General features: G+C 70.5%; 14 protein-coding genes and 1 tRNA gene. 11 read left to right on the forward strand and 4 right to left on the reverse strand.

Annotated features, from left to right (window positions below):
* Positions 1-40: 40 nt before the first annotated feature.
* Together K8Z49_RS46525 and K8Z49_RS46530 are read right to left on the reverse strand one after the other, a co-directional pair.
* Positions 41-793 (reverse strand): helix-turn-helix domain-containing protein, encoded by a 753-nt coding sequence (locus K8Z49_RS46525; protein WP_412517084.1) that lies wholly within the window; start codon positions 791-793, stop codon positions 41-43.
* A 100-nt stretch (positions 794-893) separates the two neighbouring features.
* Positions 894-978, reverse strand: a tRNA-Leu gene (locus K8Z49_RS46530).
* Positions 979-1,085: 107 nt separating this feature from the next.
* Between K8Z49_RS46530 and K8Z49_RS46535 the strand changes: the two genes are divergently transcribed.
* The 6 genes from K8Z49_RS46535 (at position 1,086) to K8Z49_RS46560 (ending at position 6,953) form a co-directional block, all read left to right on the forward strand.
* On the forward strand, positions 1,086-1,670 hold the full coding sequence (locus tag K8Z49_RS46535; RefSeq protein ID WP_021597332.1) for an ANTAR domain-containing response regulator: 585 nt from the start codon (positions 1,086-1,088) through the stop codon (positions 1,668-1,670).
* Positions 1,671-1,969: 299 nt separating this feature from the next.
* Positions 1,970-3,133, forward strand: a complete 1,164-nt coding sequence (locus K8Z49_RS46540) for a branched-chain amino acid ABC transporter substrate-binding protein (RefSeq protein ID WP_021597333.1) — start codon at positions 1,970-1,972, stop codon at positions 3,131-3,133.
* A gap of 92 nt (positions 3,134-3,225) precedes the next feature.
* The gene (locus K8Z49_RS46545) at positions 3,226-4,191 is read left to right on the forward strand and encodes a branched-chain amino acid ABC transporter permease (protein WP_021597334.1); all 966 of its coding nucleotides are present in this window, start codon (positions 3,226-3,228) and stop codon (positions 4,189-4,191) included.
* The gene (locus tag K8Z49_RS46550) at positions 4,188-5,345 is read left to right on the forward strand and encodes a branched-chain amino acid ABC transporter permease (protein ID WP_021597335.1); all 1,158 of its coding nucleotides are present in this window, start codon (positions 4,188-4,190) and stop codon (positions 5,343-5,345) included. The genes K8Z49_RS46545 and K8Z49_RS46550 overlap by 4 nt, the downstream gene beginning before the upstream one ends.
* Positions 5,346-5,392: 47 nt before the next feature.
* Positions 5,393-6,133: an ABC transporter ATP-binding protein gene (locus K8Z49_RS46555; protein ID WP_052357949.1), complete on the forward strand. Its 741-nt coding sequence runs from the start codon at positions 5,393-5,395 to the stop codon at positions 6,131-6,133.
* The gene (locus tag K8Z49_RS46560; protein ID WP_412517085.1) at positions 6,123-6,953 is read left to right on the forward strand and encodes an ABC transporter ATP-binding protein; all 831 of its coding nucleotides are present in this window, start codon (positions 6,123-6,125) and stop codon (positions 6,951-6,953) included. The genes K8Z49_RS46555 and K8Z49_RS46560 overlap by 11 nt, the downstream gene beginning before the upstream one ends.
* A gap of 75 nt (positions 6,954-7,028) precedes the next feature.
* Here the strand turns inward: K8Z49_RS46560 and K8Z49_RS46565 are convergent, their stop codons facing one another.
* Both K8Z49_RS46565 and K8Z49_RS46570 read right to left on the reverse strand, forming a co-directional pair.
* Entirely contained in the window at positions 7,029-7,604 is a 576-nt protein-coding gene (locus K8Z49_RS46565) for a DUF4352 domain-containing protein (RefSeq protein WP_075019926.1), read from the reverse strand.
* Positions 7,605-7,867: 263 nt separating this feature from the next.
* Positions 7,868-8,224 carry a PaaI family thioesterase gene (locus K8Z49_RS46570; RefSeq protein WP_235206576.1) on the reverse strand — a complete coding sequence of 119 codons (357 nt, stop codon included), beginning with the start codon at positions 8,222-8,224 and terminating at the stop codon, positions 7,868-7,870.
* A 138-nt stretch (positions 8,225-8,362) separates the two neighbouring features.
* Here K8Z49_RS46570 and polA point away from each other — a divergent pair, with 138 nt between their 5' ends.
* The 5 genes from polA (at position 8,363) to K8Z49_RS46595 (ending at position 17,112) form a co-directional block, all read left to right on the forward strand.
* Positions 8,363-11,053 (forward strand): DNA polymerase I, encoded by a 2,691-nt coding sequence (gene polA, locus K8Z49_RS46575; protein WP_412517086.1) that lies wholly within the window; start codon positions 8,363-8,365, stop codon positions 11,051-11,053.
* A gap of 379 nt (positions 11,054-11,432) precedes the next feature.
* Positions 11,433-12,527: a polysaccharide deacetylase family protein gene (locus K8Z49_RS46580; RefSeq protein WP_412517087.1), complete on the forward strand. Its 1,095-nt coding sequence runs from the start codon at positions 11,433-11,435 to the stop codon at positions 12,525-12,527.
* 237 nt (positions 12,528-12,764) lie between these two features.
* The gene (gene rpsA / locus K8Z49_RS46585) at positions 12,765-14,243 is read left to right on the forward strand and encodes a 30S ribosomal protein S1 (protein ID WP_075019929.1); all 1,479 of its coding nucleotides are present in this window, start codon (positions 12,765-12,767) and stop codon (positions 14,241-14,243) included.
* A gap of 230 nt (positions 14,244-14,473) precedes the next feature.
* Positions 14,474-16,426, forward strand: a complete 1,953-nt coding sequence (locus K8Z49_RS46590; RefSeq protein ID WP_024936538.1) for an endonuclease/exonuclease/phosphatase family protein — start codon at positions 14,474-14,476, stop codon at positions 16,424-16,426.
* Between the two features lie 194 nt (positions 16,427-16,620).
* Positions 16,621-17,112 (forward strand): GNAT family N-acetyltransferase, encoded by a 492-nt coding sequence (locus K8Z49_RS46595; RefSeq protein WP_412517088.1) that lies wholly within the window; start codon positions 16,621-16,623, stop codon positions 17,110-17,112.
* The last annotated feature ends 8 nt before the right edge of the window (positions 17,113-17,120 follow it).

Genomic DNA, 17,120 nt, shown 5'->3' on the forward strand with positions numbered 1-17,120 from the left:
ACCCGGTCTCGTTTCCACCTCACTCCGGCCACCACCGGCCCTAGTACTTCGGCCCCACGAACTCGTCCAGCCGCGCCACCGCCTCCCGCTTCGCCACCGAGAAGTTCCGGGCGGTCATCTGGGTCCATTCGACGCCTAGCCGGTCCAGCGCACTGGTGAACAGCCGCTGGATGTCCAGCGACGCGTTCGTGAAGTTGTACCGCGGATACTCGTACCAGCGATCGCCTCCCTTGAGGCGCTTACGGACCCGGTTCGTCGTCCGGCACCCGTCCGAGTGGATCAGCCCGCGGACGAACTCGCCGGTGTGCTCCTCGACGATCTTCCGCTGCCACGCGAGCAGTTCGATCTTGCGAGTGTGCTTCATCCCCGGTCCGTGCTGGGGAAGCAGGCATGGCCAGTGCTTGGAGTAGGAGCCCACCATCGTGCAGCCCGGTTTCTGGCGGCGTCCGACCTTGGACGACAAGACCGCGCCCACCGCGTCGGCGGCCATGTCGATCAGGCCGGGCCAGGCGTCGGCGCAAGCGATCTCCAGGCGGTAGACGCCGTTGCGCTGCCGGGCCAGATGACCGTCGCCGAGGTAGAGCCCGAGAAGGTAGGAGTAAGCCGTCGTATCGAGCCCCTGGTCATGACAACGGGGACATAACGGGGGAGTGTGGCTCGCGGCCTTCTCGGGGTGCTTCTTCCAGTTGCCCAATGTGGACTTGGGTATCCCCGTCTGGCGATGGACCTCGGCGATCGTGAACCCCGAGCCCAGCAGGCGTAACGCGAGCGGGCGCTTTCGCGGATCGTACATGCCCGCACTGTCGCATCCGCCACTGACAGTTTCCTGATGATCGCACTCGGTGAGAGGTGTTCGCCGGTGTTCGTGTTGTGGCGGGCTGGAAGTCCATGAGTACCGGGAGCGGGATTCGAACCCGCACGCCCTTTCGGACAAATCCTTTTGAGGGATTCGTGTCTACCTAATTCCACCATCCCGGCATTTTCCGGACATTTCTAGCTCGGTCCGGCTCGTCGCCCTGGTGCGGGGCGACGGGGACCAGGGTAGCGGGTTTCGGTAGGGTCGTGGTGTGGAGAGCGCGCGGCGAGTGGTGATCGCGGAAGACGAGGCCCTGATCCGGCTGGACCTGAAGGAGATGCTTCAGGAGGACGGCTACGAGGTGGTCGGGGAGGCCGGGGACGGCGAGACGGCCGTGCGGCTGGCGGGCGAGCTGAAGCCCGATCTGGTGATCCTGGACGTGAAGATGCCGGTGCTGGACGGGATCTCGGCGGCCGAGCGGATCTCCGCGGACCGCATCGCCCCGGTGGTGATCCTCACCGCGTTCTCCCAGCGCGAGCTCGTCCAGCGGGCGACGGAGGCGGGCGCGATGGCCTACCTCGTCAAGCCGTTCTCCAAGACCGACCTCGCGCCCGCGATCGAGATGGCGGTGAGCCGGTACACCGAGCTCCGGGCGCTGGAGGCCGAGGTCGCCGGGCTGCAGGAGCGGCTGGAGACCCGCAAGGTGGTGGACCGCGCCAAGGGGCTGCTGCAGGAGGCGCACGGCTGGTCCGAGCCGGAGGCGTTCCGCTGGATCCAGAAGACCTCGATGGACCGGAGGCTCACGATGCGGGCCGTCGCCGAGGCGGTCGTGGCGGGCGCGTCCGGTGGCCGGGGAGAGCCCGCCGCAGGCTGACGCGCCGCCCCCCGGCACCCCCGCGTTGTCAAGGTCCAAAGCGGACGTACCGGACTGATCCCTTAGCGTCACTGTGTGTAATCGTCCCAGGCAACGGCGGGTATCGGAAGCTCACAGGGGCGTAACGAACGAGTAACCCTTCGATCCGGGGGTCCTGTTATGGGGCGGGTCGACGGTGTACGACATAGCTGGTCCCCGAGTGACCGTTTCCTTCATCCGAGGTGGCGGCGTCGGGGCTTGACTCGTACCCGATCCCCTCCCGGATCCGGATGGAAAGGTTGGGCACCTTGCGGCGCAACATGATGAGGATCACCGGCGCGGTGGCGGTGAGCGCGGCGCTCGCGCTCGGCGCCGTGGCCTGTGGTGACGGCGATAGCGACTCCGGTGGCAGTGGCGATGAGGTCACGATCGGGTTCATGGGTGACCTGACCGGTGAGAACTCGGGCCTGGTGATTCCGCCCAAGCAGGGCGCGCAGCTGGCGATCGAGCAGTACAACGCCACGAACCCCAAGGTCAAGATCAAGTTCAAGACCTACGACAGCCAGGGCAAGCCGGAGCAGGCGACGTCGCTGGCGCTGGGCGCGGTCAAGAACGACAAGATCGCGGGCCTCATCGGCCCGGCGTTCTCGGGTGAGTCGCAGAGCGTCGGCCCGATCCTCGAAGAGGCGAAGATCCCGAGCGTGTCGCCGTCGGCGACGAACATCACGCTCGGCGAGAAGGGCTGGAAGTACTGGCACCGCGTGGTGGCGGACGACGCCGCGCAGAGCGCCGGCGTCGGCGTCTTCGCGATCAACTCGGTGAAGGCGAAGAAGGTCTTCCTGGTCTCCGACAACCAGGACTACGGCAAGGGCCTCGCGGACGCCATCGAGAAGGCGGTCAAGGAGAAGGGCGCCCAGACCCAGAGCGACGCGGTCGACGACAAGGGCACCGACTACTCCTCGACGGTCAACAAGATCAACCAGTTCAAGCCGGACCTGGTGTACTTCGGCGGCTACTACGCGGTCGCGGGCCGGCTGTTCAAGCAGCTGCGCGAGGGCGGCTACAAGGGCAAGATGATGTCCGGCGACGGGTCGCTGGCCACCGGCCTGATCGACGGCACCGGCCAGCAGAACGCGCAGGGCACGCTGATCAGCTGCGGCTGCCTGATCGACGCCGAGGGCAAGACGAACCCCAAGGCCAAGAAGTTCGCCGACGACTACAAGGCCAAGTTCGGCTCCGAGGTCGCGATCTACTCGACCGAGGGCTTCGACGCCGCGACGGCGTTCATCGAGGCCGTCAAGGCCGGCAAGACCGAGCCCGAGGACATCAACAACTACCTGAAGACCGTCGACGTCCAGGGTGTCGGCAAGCAGATCAAGTTCGCCGACAACGGTGAGCTCGCCACCCAGGACATCTACATCTACGAGGTGGAGGGCAACAAGCTGCCGCTCCTCGGAAACAGCAACGAAGCGAAGGTCTCGTAGGCGTAACCGGACGCCCTACCGGGACCCTGACGGCGCGGGAGCGGGAGCGCTACAGCGTTCCCGCTCCTTCTCTCTGACTAAGGCGACCTACGGTGCTCGACGACTTCATCAATCAATTCTGGCCGTCGACCATCGACGGTCTGGCGCTGGGCGCGATCTACGCGTTGCTGGCGCTGGGCTACACGATGGTCTACGGCGTGCTGCGGCTGATCAACTTCGCCCATGCCGACATCTTCATGGTCGGCACGTTCGCGGCCCTGTGGACGGTCCGTTCGCTGGGCGTCGACACGGTGGGCGGGTTCGCGCTGATCGGGGTGGTGGTGCTGACCGCGGTGGTGGCCGGCGCGGTCGCCGGCGGCGGCGCCATGCTCCTGGAGGTGACGGCGTACAGACCGCTCCGCAAGAGAGGGGCGTCGAGACTCGCGGCGCTGATCTCGGCCATCGGGGCCTCGATCTTCATCCAGCAGCTGTTCGCGACGGTCGTCGTGCACCGGGTCTTCGGAACCTCGAAGGAGGGCGGCAAGCTCCCGGTCGACGAGCACTTCAAGAAGCTCACCGACGTGGTGGACGTCGGGCCGATCCAGATCAGCAACGACAAGCTGATCATCTTCTTCGGCGCGGTGCTGATGATGGTGGCGCTGGACCAGTTCGTGAACCGGACCAAGCTCGGCCGGGGCATCCGCTCCACGGCGCAGGACCCGGAGACGGCCGTGCTCATGGGCGTCAACATCGACCGGGTCGTGTCGGTGACGTTCATGGTCGGCGGTGTGATGGCGGGCGTCGCGGCGGCGCTGTACTTCCTGCGCTTCGAGCAGACGAACTACTTCGTGGGCTTCCTGCTCGGCATCAAGGCGTTCACGGCGGCGGTGCTCGGCGGGATCGGCAACATCCGCGGCGCGCTCGCCGGCGGTTTCGTCCTGGGTTTGCTTGAGATGTACGGTTCGAGCCTGTTCGGCTCGGAGTGGCGGGACGTGGTCGCGTTCACCGTGCTGATCCTGGTCCTGATGTTCCGTCCCACCGGCATCCTCGGTGAGTCCCTCCAGCAGGCGCGCGCATGAACCTCACGAAGAAGAACGGAAACGGCAACGGAGGCCGGCTCGGTTCCGGCCTGTCCCTCGACCCGCTGCGGACCTGGTGGGCGGGCGCTCCCGGATGGCAGCGGTGGGCGGTGTACGCCCTGCTCATCGTGGCCGCGGTGTTCCTGCCCAGCGAGTCGATCGGCACCTTCATGGCGCCGAGCGGCGCGAGCTGGCCGTCGATGCTCAGCGACCAGATCGCCATCTACGTGCTGCTGGCGATCGGCCTGAACGTCGTGGTCGGCATGGCCGGCCTGCTCGACCTCGGGTACGTGGCGTTCTACGCGGTCGGCGGGTACACCATCGCGATCTTCGCGGTGCGGTACCACTGGAGCTTCTGGGAGACGCTGGTCCTGGCGATCCTGTTCTCCGCGCTCGCCGGGGTGATCCTCGGGGCGCCGACGCTGCGGCTGCGCGGCGACTACCTGGCGATCGTGACGCTGGGCTTCGGTGAGATCGTCAAGCGGACGGCGAACAACAGCTCGTTCGTGAACGGCCCGCGCGGCGTGCAGGGCATCCCGCACCCGCCGTCGCTGTCGGAGTTCGAGATCCTCGGCGTGCAGCCGCTGAAGTACGGGCTGCTGGACTCGCGGCCGTACTACTACCTGCTGCTGGTGTTCATCGTCCTGGCGATCATCTTCGTGCGGCGGCTGGACGCCTCGCGGGTCGGCCGGGCGTGGGCGTCGATCCGGGAGGACGAGGACGCCGCCGAGCTGATGGGCGTCCCGACGTTCAAGTTCAAGCTGGCGGCGTTCGCGATCGGCGCGGCGATCGGCGGCAGCGGGGGCGTGGTGTTCGCCGCGAAGCAGACGTCGATCCTGCCGGCGAACTTCGAGTTCATCGTGTCGGCGCTGATCCTGGCGGCGGTCGTGCTGGGCGGCTCGGGGAACATCCCCGGGGCGATCCTCGGGGCGTTCGTGGTGGCGTGGCTGCCCGAGCGGTTCCGGTTCCTGGACGACTACCGGATGCTGATCTTCGGCGGCGCGCTGGTCCTGATGATGATCTTCCGTCCGGAGGGCCTGTGGCCGTCCCGGCGGCGGAAGGCCGAGCTGGCGGAGGGCACCGGCGGAATGGGCAGCATGGGCGCCGAGGTCGCCGGGCCGGGGCAGTCCGAGACCGCGGAGGTGAACAAGTGAGCGGGACGGACGAGCGCGCACCGGTCCTGGAGCTGCGGGACGTCGTCATGCGGTTCGGCGGCGTCGTGGCGCTGAACAAGGTCGACATCACGATCCGCGAAGGGGAGATCTTCGCGCTGATCGGCCCGAACGGCGCCGGGAAGACGACGGTGTTCAACGTGACCACCGGCGTGTACCGGCCCACCGAGGGCCAGGTGGTGTTCGGCGGGAAACGCATCGACGGCAAGAAGCGCTACGTCGTGACGAAGCTGGGCATCGCCCGGACGTTCCAGAACGTGCGGCTGTTCCACAACATGACGGCGCTGGAGAACGTCCTGGTGGGCGCGGACGCCCACCACCGGACGGGCCTGGCGGGCGCGTCGCTGGGGCTGCCGTGGCACCGGCGCGAGGAGCGCCAGGGCCGCGAGCGGGCCCGCGAGCTGCTGGAGCTGGTCGGGATCTCGCACCGGACCGAGGAGGCCGCGAAGAACCTGCCGTACGGCGACCAGCGGCGCCTGGAGATCGCGCGGGCGCTGGCGACGAACCCGCGGCTGCTGCTGCTGGACGAGCCGGCGGCGGGCATGAACCCGGCGGAGAAGACCGCGCTGCAGGACCTGATCCGCAGGATCCGCGACACCGGGGTGACGGTCCTGCTCATCGAGCACGACATGAGCCTGGTGATGGGGATCAGCGACCGGGTCGCGGTGCTGGACTTCGGGCAGAAGATCGCCGACGGCCTGCCGGCCGAGGTGCAGAACGACCCGCGGGTGATCGAGGCGTATCTGGGGGCTCCGGCCGATGCTTCTTGAGATCGAGGACATCCACGTCCACTACGGAAAGATCGCCGCGCTGAAGGGCGTCTCGGTGTCGGTCGACCAGGGTGAGATCGTCACGCTGATCGGCGCGAACGGCGCGGGCAAGACCACGACGCTGAAGACGGTGTCGGGGTTGCGGAACCTGTCGTCGGGCGCGATCCGGTTCGACGGCCGGGACATCAGCCGGCTGCAGGGCCACAAGCGGGTGACGGCCGGGATCGGGCAGGCGCCGGAGGGGCGCGGGATCTTCCCCGGGATGACCGTGGAGGAGAACCTCCTGATGGGCGCCTACGCCCGGAAGGACAGCGCGGCGAAGGAGCTGGCGGAGGCCTACGAGCTGTTCCCGCGGCTGGCCGAGCGCAAGTCGCAGGCGGGCGGCACGATGTCCGGCGGCGAGCAGCAGATGCTCGCGATCGGGCGGGCGCTGATGGCCAAGCCGAAGGTGCTGCTGCTCGACGAGCCGTCCATGGGGCTGGCGCCGATGCTGGTCCAGCAGATCTTCTCGATCATCGAGGAGATCAACCGGCGCGGCACGACGGTGCTGCTGGTGGAGCAGAACGCCCAGCAGGCGCTCCAGATCGCGCACCGCGCGTACGTGCTGGAGACCGGCCGGGTCGTGAAGTCCGCGCCCGCGCGGGAGCTGCTGGACGACCCGCAGGTCCGCGCCGCCTACCTGGGCGGTGACCTGGGCGACGGCGCGGCCGAGGCGGCGGACGCCCCGCCGGACGCCGGTCCGGCCGAGGCGGCGGACGACCCGCCGGACGCCGGTCCGGCCGAGGCGGCGGACGACCCGGAGGAGGGCAAGTCCGTCTGAGGGGTCCTGGCTAGGCGTGCGCGCCCGCCCGGCCGGTTCGTCCGGACGGGCGGGCGCTCGCGTCCGCGGGGACGCTCAGGGCAGCGCGATCTCGGCGGGCGCGGGGTCGCTGACGGCGCCGACCGGAGGCGATCCGTAGAGCCGGACGGCCTTCACCTTCGCGCCGCGGGGGATGTCGAACCACAGGTCGAACTCGGCGCGCATGGCCGCGCCGACGGAGAGCCGCTCCGGCTGCCGTTTGATCATGGTGGCGTTCACGTCGGGGGAGTGGGCGCGGCCGTCGGCGGTGATGAGGCGCTGCCTCCAGGTGTCGAAGACCTGGATGTCGCGGCCGGTGTTGACGGCGAGCAGGCGGATGCGGGTGAAGGCGCCCTTGGCGTCCATCGCGGCGTGGGTGCCCATGACGTCGGTCATGTCCGTCCGGAAGCCGATGACGGTGAAGCGCATGTCGGCGCTGCTCCCGGTCTTGCCCCGCGGGACGCTCTCGCCCTCGCGGGCCGTCTCGGCGGGGATCTTGTAGGTGGGCGGGTCCGCGGCGTCCCCGGAGCCCGAGCAGCCGGAGAGCAGGAGGGCCGCGGCCAGCGAGAGGGCGGCGCCCGCCAGGGGAGCGCCCGCCGGCCTGCGGCGGGTGCGCGTGTCACGGTGGCGCATGCCCGGAACGTACGTCCGGTGCCGGGCGCCGGTGAACGGCCAGGGGCGTTTCGCAACGCAACCGCAACCGGTGATCCACCTATACCGGTGTCGGCCTACCGGTGTCAGGGGCGGCCGGATCGGTCCCGGACACGCGTTGACCCGGGATCACCTTTGGGGCCGTACGAACCTTCCCCGGGCGCGTACGTTGTCTACTCGGTGATCCCGGGCCGTTCCCATCCACGCTACAGACCCCGGGGCGTGCACCGCAAAGAAAGCGCGGATCAAGCTCCGGAGGGGGCGTCCCGCAGCATGCAGGTGAGGCGCGCGGTGCACACCCGCCGGTCCTGCTCGTCGGTGATGACGATGTCGTAGGTCGCGAGGGTGCGGCCGCCGTGCAGGCGGGTCGCCACGCCCGTGACGTACCCCTCGGTGGCGGACCGGTGGTGGGTGGCGTTGATCTCGATGCCGACGGCGATGCGCCCCGGCCCGGCGTGCAGGGCGGAGCCGACGGAGCCGAGCGACTCGGCGAGCACGCAGGAGGCGCCGCCGTGCAGGAGCCCGTAGGGCTGGGTGTTGCCCTTCACCGGCATGCGGCCGACGACGCGCTCGGCCGACGCCTCCAGGTACTCCACGCCCATGGACGCGGCCAGGTCGCCCTCCGCGCCGGGCCCGTCCCCGGCGTGGATCTTCGCGCCCGGGTCCCGCGGGCCCGCGCCGTCGGTGTCAGTCACTTACGCCTCCACAAAACTGTCGTACGCGCAGACTAGAGTCCTGGTGTGGTGACTACGGCAACGACCCCTGACAAGCGTGACCGGCTCCTCCTGCTGGACGGGCATTCCCTGGCCTACCGGGCGTTCTTCGCGTTGCCCGTGGAGAACTTCTCCACCACCGACGGGCAGCCGACCAACGCCGTGTACGGCTTCACCTCGATGCTCATCAACGTCCTGCGCGACGAGCAGCCGACCCACATCGCGGTGGCGTTCGACCGCTCCGAGCCGACGTTCCGGCACGAGCAGTACGTCGAGTACAAGGCGGGGCGGCAGAAGACGCCGGACGAGTTCCGCAGCCAGGTCAGCCTGATCTTCGAGGTGCTGGACGCGCTGCGCATCCCGCGCCTGTCGGTCGCCGGGTTCGAGGCCGACGACATCATCGCCACGCTGTCCGTCCAGGCCACGCGGGCGGGCCTGCGGACCCTCATCGTCACCGGCGACCGCGACGCGTTCCAGCTCGTCAACGACGACGTCACGATCCTCTACCCCGTTCGCGGCGTGTCCGAGCTGTCCCGGATGGACCCGGCCGCCGTCGAGGCGAAGTACGGCGTCCCGCCCGAGCGGTACCGCGAGCTCGCCGCGCTGGTGGGGGAGAGCAGCGACAACCTGCCCGGCGTCCCGGGGGTCGGCCCGAAGACCGCCGCGAAGTGGCTCACCAAGTACGGCGACCTCGACACCCTCGTCGCCCGGGTGGAGGAGATCAAGGGCAAGGCCGGCGACAACCTGCGCGAGCACCTCGCCGGCGTGCTGCGCAACCACCAGATCAACAAGCTCGACACCGAGGTCGGCCTGGAGCTGACGCCGCCGCAGCTCACCATGGGCCAGTGGGACCGCGAGGAGATCCACACCCTGTTCGACTCGCTGCAGTTCCGGGTGCTCCGCGAGCGGCTGTACTCCTCGATCTCCGCGGCCGAGCCCGAGGCCGACGAAGGATTCGACGTCGAGGTGGAGGCGCTGGAGCCCGGCGCGCTCGGCACCTGGCTGGAGGCCAACACCGGCGAGCGGACCGGCATCGCCGTCACCGGCACCTGGGGCCGCGGCACCGGGGAGATCACCGCGCTGGCGCTGGCGTCCAAGAAGGGCCCGGCCGTCCACATCGACCCCGCCGAGCTGGTCGAGGACGACGAGCGCGCCCTCGCCGCCTACCTCGCCGACCCGGCCCGCCCCAAGGCGATCCACGAGGCCAAGGGCCCGATGCTGGCGCTCGCCGCGCGCGGCATGCGGCTGGAGGGCGTCACCAGCGACACCGCCCTCGCCGCCTACCTCGCGCTGCCGGGCCAGCGGACCTTCGACCTCGCCGACCTCGTCCTGCGCTACCTCCACCGCGAGCTGCGCAGCGAGACCGAGGACTCGGGCCAGCTCACCCTGGACGGCTCCGGCGAGGAGGAGGCGGCCGAGGCCCTCGCGGTCCGCGCGCGCGCCGTCGCCGAGCTGGCCGACGTCCTCGACAGGGACCTCGACAAGCGCGGCGCCACCCGCCTCCTGCACGAGGTCGAGCTGCCGCTCGTCGGCGTCCTGGCCGACATGGAGCGCGCGGGCATCGCCGTCGACACCGACCACCTCGCCGGGCTGTCGGCCTCCCTGGGCGGCCAGGTCAAGGAGCAGGAGCAGCAGGCCCACGCCGCCGTCGGCCACGACTTCAACCTGGGCTCGCCGAAGCAGGTCCAGCAGGTCCTGTTCGACGAGCTGAACCTGCCCAAGACCAAGCGCACCAAGACCGGCTACACCACCGACTCCGAGGCCCTGACGACCCTCCTGGAGAAGGAGCCGCACCCCGTCCTGGAGCACATCCTGCGCTGGCGGGAGGTGGCCAAGCTCAAGAGCATCGTCGACTCGCTCATCCCGATGGCCGACGACGCCGGGCGCATCCACACCACGTTCAACCAGATGATCGCCGCCACCGGGCGCCTGTCGTCCACCGACCCGAACCTGCAGAACATCCCGATCCGCACCGCCGAGGGGCGGCAGATCCGCGAGGCCTTCGTCGTCGGCGAGCCCTACGAGTCCCTCCTCACCGCCGACTACTCGCAGATCGAGCTGCGCATCATGGCGCACCTGTCCGAGGACGAGGCGCTCCTGGAGGCGTTCGGCTCCGGCGCCGACTTCCACACCATCACCGCGTCCCGCGTCTTCGGCCTGCCGCCCGAGCAGATCGACTCCGAGCTGCGCGCCCGCATCAAGGCGATGAACTACGGCCTCGCCTACGGCCTGTCCGCCTACGGCCTGTCCCAGCAGCTCCGGATCTCCCCGGACGAGGCCCGCGGCCTCATGGAGGAGTACTTCGAGCAGTTCGGCGGCGTCCGCGACTACCTGCGCGACATCGTCGCCAAGGCCCGCCAGGAGGGCTACACCGAGACGATCCTCGGCCGCCGCCGCTACCTGCCCGACCTCACCTCCGACAACCGGCAGCGCCGCGAGATGGCCGAGCGGATGGCCCTCAACGCCCCCATCCAGGGCTCCGCCGCCGACATCATCAAGGTGGCGAGCCTCAACGTCGACCGCGCCCTGCGCGCCGCCGGCCTCGCCTCCCGGATGCTCCTGCAGGTCCACGACGAGCTCGTCTTCGAGGTCGCCCCTGGCGAGCTGGACGACCTCAAGGCCCTGGTCAGCGCCGAGATGGCCGGCGCCTACGCGCTCCGCGCGCCCCTCAGCGTCTCCATGGGCACCGGCCGCACCTGGCAGGACGCGGCGCACTAGTTTTCTGCGTTTGTCTCCTCCTTCGGGCCTGGCGGCCCTCCATCGTCGAGAAACGCGGGCGATCGCTGGCATCGCTCCGGCTCGCCTTGCGGCTCGCTGCGCGATCAGGGTCTCGCTTCGCTCGTCCCTGCCTTCGGACGCGATCGCAACCATTTCGGTTGTCGCGTGGTTGCGGCGGTGGCCGGGGTTGTCGGGGTAGTGGGCACTCCGTAATCGGACTTGGTGGGATGCGGGTCCGGGTGGGTGTGGGCCGTGGGGATCATGTGGGTACGCCAGTGGGTGTCCGTAGATGTCCAGGGAGTCGTACGCTGGCCCCCTGGTCCTGTTCGGGTCTACCGGCGGGGGTAACGTGCCGCTCCTTCACAAGATCGCTGGAGTTGTGATCGCCTGCGCCGTGGTCCTGGGGCTGACGCTTCCCGGGGACCGGAGGGGACGCGAGAAGGAGGACACGGCCGGGCGCACCGGCGCCGCGTCCGGGGCCACGCCGGCCGCCCAGGCGGCCGGGGCCGGGAGGACGCCCGCGCCGGGGCCGTCGGCGAGCGGGTCGCCGTCGGTGGCGGCCACCGCGCCGATCCTCGCGGCGGCGCCGGCCGCGGTGGCGGCCAAGGCGAACGAGCTGGGGCAGGTCCCGGTGCTGATGTACCACCGGATCCTGAAGAAGCCGGAGCTGTCGCTGGACCGCACGACCAAGGAGCTCTACGACGAGCTGACCGGCCTCGCCAAGGACGGCTACTACCCGATCACGGCGGCGGAGTTCGTCGGCGGGAGGTTCGACGTGCCGGCCGGCAAGCACCCGGTGGTCCTGACGTTCGACGACAGCACGCCCGGCCACTTCGCGCTCGACGCGCAGGGCAACCCGGCGCCGGACACCGCCGTCGCGATCCTCACGCAGGTCGCCCGGGAGAACCCGGGGTTCCGGCCGGTGGCGACGTTCTACCTGAACAAGGACCTGTTCGGGATGCAGGACGCGCAGGCCACCGCGGGACTGAAGTGGCTGGCGCAGCACGGGTTCGAGATCGGCAACCACACGGTGTCCCACCCGAATCTCGGCGGCATGTCCGAGAAGCAGGTGCACAAGGAGATCGGGGACATGGAGGACCGGATCGTCCGGCTCACCGGGACCCACACGACCACGTTCGCCTACCCGTTCGGGGCCGTGCCGAAGAAGAAGACGTGGGCCGAGAAGCAGGACGGGCGCTACGCCTTCCAGGGGCTCTTCCTCGCGGGCTGGAAGCCCGCCCTGTCCCCGTTCGACGACGACTTCGACCGCTGGAACATCGACCGGGTCCGCTCCGAGGGCAAGATCAAGGAGAACGACTGCACGCGGTACTGTTCCACCGCGTGGCTCGAATACCTGGACAAGAACCCCGATGAGCGGTACACATCTGACGGTGACCCGAACACCGTGACGTTTCCCAAGGCGGCCGAGGACCGGCTCGCCAAGGAGTACCGGGCGAAGGCGCGGATGTACTGATCGCGGCCGTCCCTGTGGATTGACCACGAGAGATCGGTCCCATATCCTGATCGCTGCGCTGTGGGCCTGCGCGCGCTTCGGACGGAGCAGGCTCGCGCTCGGTCAGGTCGGCGACAACGGTTCGGTGTACTGACGCGGCGGCGACCGCGTTCCAATCCGGTCTTCGGCAGGGCGGAAAACGGCCCTCCGCGCACAACCCCATACGACTTCCATGTCCGTACCGGAGCCAGCCGACACATGACGAGCAGCACCGAGGCCACCTCGACCACCCCGCAGGTAGCGGTCAACGACATCGGGTCCGAGGAAGCCTTCCTCGCGGCGATCGACGAGACCATCAAGTACTTCAACGACGGCGACATTGTCGAAGGCACTGTCGTCAAGGTCGATCGTGACGAGGTCCTCCTCGACATCGGCTACAAGACCGAGGGCGTCATCCCCTCGCGCGAGCTGTCCATCAAGCACGACGTCGACCCGAACGAGGTCGTCTCCACCGGAGACCACGTCGAGGCCCTCGTCCTCCAGAAGGAGGACAAGGAGGGCCGGCTGATCCTGTCCAAGAAGCGCGCCCAGTACGAGCGCGCCTGGGGCACGATCGAGAAGATCAAGGACGAGGACGGCATCGTCACCGGCACGGTCATCGAGGTCGTCAAGGGCGGTCTCATCCTCGACATCGGCCTGCGCGGCTTCCTGCCCGCGTCGCTCGTCGAGATGCGCCGCGTGCGCGACCTGCAGCCCTACGTGGGCCGCGAGCTCGAGGCCAAGATCATCGAGCTGGACAAGAACCGCAACAACGTGGTGCTGTCCCGCCGCGCCTGGCTGGAGCAGACGCAGAGCGAGGTCCGCCAGACCTTCCTCAACACCCTGCAGAAGGGCCAGGTCCGCAAGGGCGTCGTGTCCTCGATCGTCAACTTCGGCGCGTTCGTCGACCTCGGTGGCGTCGACGGGCTCGTGCACGTCTCCGAGCTGTCCTGGAAGCACATCGACCACCCGTCCGAGGTCGTCGAGGTCGGCCAGGAGGTCACGGTCGAGGTCCTGGACGTCGACATGGAGCGCGAGCGCGTCTCCCTGTCGCTCAAGGCGACCCAGGAAGACCCGTGGCAGCAGTTCGCCCGCACCCACCAGATCGGCCAGGTCGTGCCGGGCCGCGTCACCAAGCTGGTGCCGTTCGGCGCGTTCGTCCGGGTCGAGGAGGGCATCGAGGGCCTGGTGCACATCTCCGAGCTGGCCGAGCGCCACGTGGAGATCCCCGAGCAGGTCGTCCAGGTCGGCGACGAGATCTTCGTGAAGATCATCGACATCGACCTCGACCGGCGCCGCATCAGCCTGTCGCTCAAGCAGGCCAACGAGGGCGCCGCCGGGATCGAGGAAGAGGACTTCGACCCGACCCTGTACGGCATGCCCGCCGAGTACGACGACCAGGGGAACTACAAGTACCCCGAGGGCTTCGACGCCGACACCGGCGAGTGGCTGGAGGGCTTCGACGAGCAGCGCGAGACGTGGGAGCGGCAGTACGCCGAGGCCCGCGCCCGCTTCGACGCCCACCGCAAGCAGATCGAGGAGGCCCGCAAGGCCGAGGCCGAGGCGGGCGCCGAGCCCGCGGCCACCGGCGGCGAGACCTCCTACTCCGGCGGCGGCGAGAGCGAGTCCGGCGGTGGCGCCCTGGCCACCGACGAGGCGCTCGCGGCGCTGCGGGAGAAGCTCTCCGGCGGCCAGTGACGGCCCGCTGACGCGCGCTCGCCGCGCCCGGCCGCTCCGGCGGCCCCGCGCGGCGAGCCGGTGAACGTCCCGGACACGGCCGGAGAACGATCTTCTGGATCGGCCTCCGGCCGTGCTCGGTTTGCGTCACGATGGCCTCCGGCGGCGACACCTGGTCGCCGCCGCAGGCGCAGCCCAGGCGCGTCCGCCAATCCCGCAGGTCCGCTCGTCCCCCGGGAGCACTCGTTCAATTGGCCAGCACAGACGTAGGCACGAGGACAGGCGGCCCCGCCGCGGCCGGACCCTCGATCGTCCCGCAGGGCCCCGCCAGGCTCGCGCTGATCGCGGTCACCGTCGCGGTCCTCGCGCAGACCCTGCGGTTCTCGCTGCCCCAGCTCGACCACTTCGCCGACCAGACCGGCACCGCGGCGGCGGCCGTGGGGGTCGCGGTCATCTACCTCGCCGGGTTCGCCGCGCCGCTGATCCGCCGCGCCGCCGGCCCCCGCGCGCTGCTGCTCACCGGCATCGGCGGCCTGTTCGCCGTCCGGCTCCTCGCGCAGGCCATCGACCCGCGCACCTGGCTGGCGTTCGCCGGCACCGCCATCGGCATGATCGCCGTCGCGGCGCTGTACGAGGGCGCCCGCGGCCTGTCCGGCGTCGGCTTCGCCACGGCCACCGTCGCGGGCCTGTCCATCGACGCCGCCGTGCGGATGTGCTTCGCCACGTGGGATCCGGTGTGGCGGGACGGCGTGGGCCCCTGGCTGGCGTGCCTGGTGTTCGTCGCGGTCGGCGCCGCCGCGCTCTACCGGGAGCTGGCGTCCGGTCCCGTCACCGCGCCCGGGATCTCCTGGCGGGACGCGATCGGCGCCGCCGCGTTCGGGCCGTTCCTCGCGCTGCAGGTCCTCGTCCTGTCCAGCCCCGCGTTCATCGCCTCGTCCGGCTGGCAGTCGCTGACCGGCGCGCACATCGCGATCGTCGCCGGGCAGGGCCTCGCCCTGGCGTTCCTGGCGTCGGGGCTCGCCGTGCGCGCGGTGCCGGGCGGCGTCTGCGTGTTCGGCGGGACGCTGCTCGGGGTCGGGGCCGGCGCCGTCGCCGGGACGTACGCGCTCTCCGGCGTCGAGGTCGTCCCCATCGTGATCGTCGGGCAGGTGCTGTCGGCGTGGCTGCTCGCGGTGGCGTGCCGGGCGCCGCTGCGCCGCTCCGGGGCCGGCGGGCCGGTGTGGCGGGTCGACGCCGGCGCCGCGCTCGGCGGCCTGCTCATCGCCGCGATCCTGATCCCGTACCAGATCAGCGCCGTGTCGCCGCTGCCGTTCCCGAACAACGTGCTGCCGGGCCTCGCCGGGATCCTGCTCGGGGCCCTCGCCGCCTTCGCGGCGGCCCGCGGCGGCCCGCTGCCCGCCCGCGCGCCGCTGCGCGCGCTGACCGCCGGCGCCGCCGCGCTGGCGCTGCTGATCGGCACGCTGGTGTTCACCGTGGCCGCCCCGGACGGGGACGCCCCGGCGGCGCCCGCCAACGGCCAGGTTCGGGTGCTCAGCTACAACATCCACGACGCGGTCAACCAGTCGGGGCGGCTCGACCCGGAGGGCATCGCCCGCGTCATCGAGGGGCAGCGCGCCCAGGTCGTCCTGCTGCAGGAGGCCGGGCGGGGATCGCTGCTGTCCGGCACCACCGACGTCGGCGTGTGGCTGTCGCGGCGCCTCGGCATGAAGCTGATCTGGGGCCCCGCCGCCGACGGGCAGTTCGGCAACGCGATCCTGACGTCGCTTCCGGTGCGCAGCTCCGGGACGGGCCGGATGCGCAAGGGCGACTGGTCGCAGATCCGCGGCTACGTGTGGGCCCGGCTCGCCGTCGGGAGGACCACGATGGACGTGTGGTCGACGCACCTGGAGGGCGGCGACGACCAGGTCGACGAGCGCCTCCGGTCGATCGCGACGCTGCTGCGGGCCTGGGGCGGGGCGCCCCGCACCCTCATCGGCGGCGACTTCAACGCGGGCGCCGGCAGCCGCGAGCTGACCGCGATGACCGACGGCACCGACCTGCGCAACACCGCGATCGGCGGCGAGGGGTACCCGACCAGGTCCGACGGCGCCAGCACCGACTGGGTCTTCGGGTCGGACGGGGTGCTCGTCACCGACTACGGGGTGCCCGAGTCGGACGCGTCCGATCACTATCCGGTGGCGGTGACGGTCCGGATCGGGCGGTGAGAGCCGTCCGCCACTAGGGTCGTCGGATGAGCGAAGCGAACCGGGGGGTGTGGGGGGTCGTCCCCCCACCGGGAGACGGTGCATGAGCGAAGCGAACCGGGGGGTGTGGGGGGTCGTCCCCCCACCGGGAGACGGTGCATGAGCGAAGCGAACCGGGGGGTGCCGGGGGCCGGCCCCCCGCCGGGAGAGGGCCCATGGACGAGCTGACGGTCGTGATCGAGCGTGCGGGCCCCGGCGACGCGGGCGAGCTGATGACCGTCCAGCGGGCCGCGTACGTCGCCGAGGCGCAGCTGTACGGCGACCCGTTCATCCCGCCGCTGGTCGAGTCCGGCGAGCAGCTGCGGAAGGTGCTCGCGGGCGACGCCGTGGTGCTGAAGGCGATGCTCGGCGGGCGCCTCGTCGGCGCCGTCCGCGCCCAGTTCAGCGACCACACCTGCCTGGTGGGGCGGCTCGTGGTCGTCCCGGACCTGCAGGGCCGCGGCATCGGGCGGCGGCTGATGGCGGCGCTGGAGGAGGAGGTCGCCGGCCGCGCCGACGCGTGCGTGCTGTTCACCGGCCACCTGAGCGAGGCGAATCTTCGGCTGTACCGCCGCCTCGGCTACAGCGAGACGCACCGGGAGCGCGTCGCCGCGCACCTGACGCTCGTCCACATGCGCAAGCCCCTCGTCCCGGCGGCGAAGGCCTGACGGCTAGG

Origin of the sequence: Actinomadura madurae (assembly GCF_047130825.1) — a bacterium.
GTDB classification, from domain to species: domain Bacteria; phylum Actinomycetota; class Actinomycetes; order Streptosporangiales; family Streptosporangiaceae; genus Spirillospora; species Spirillospora madurae.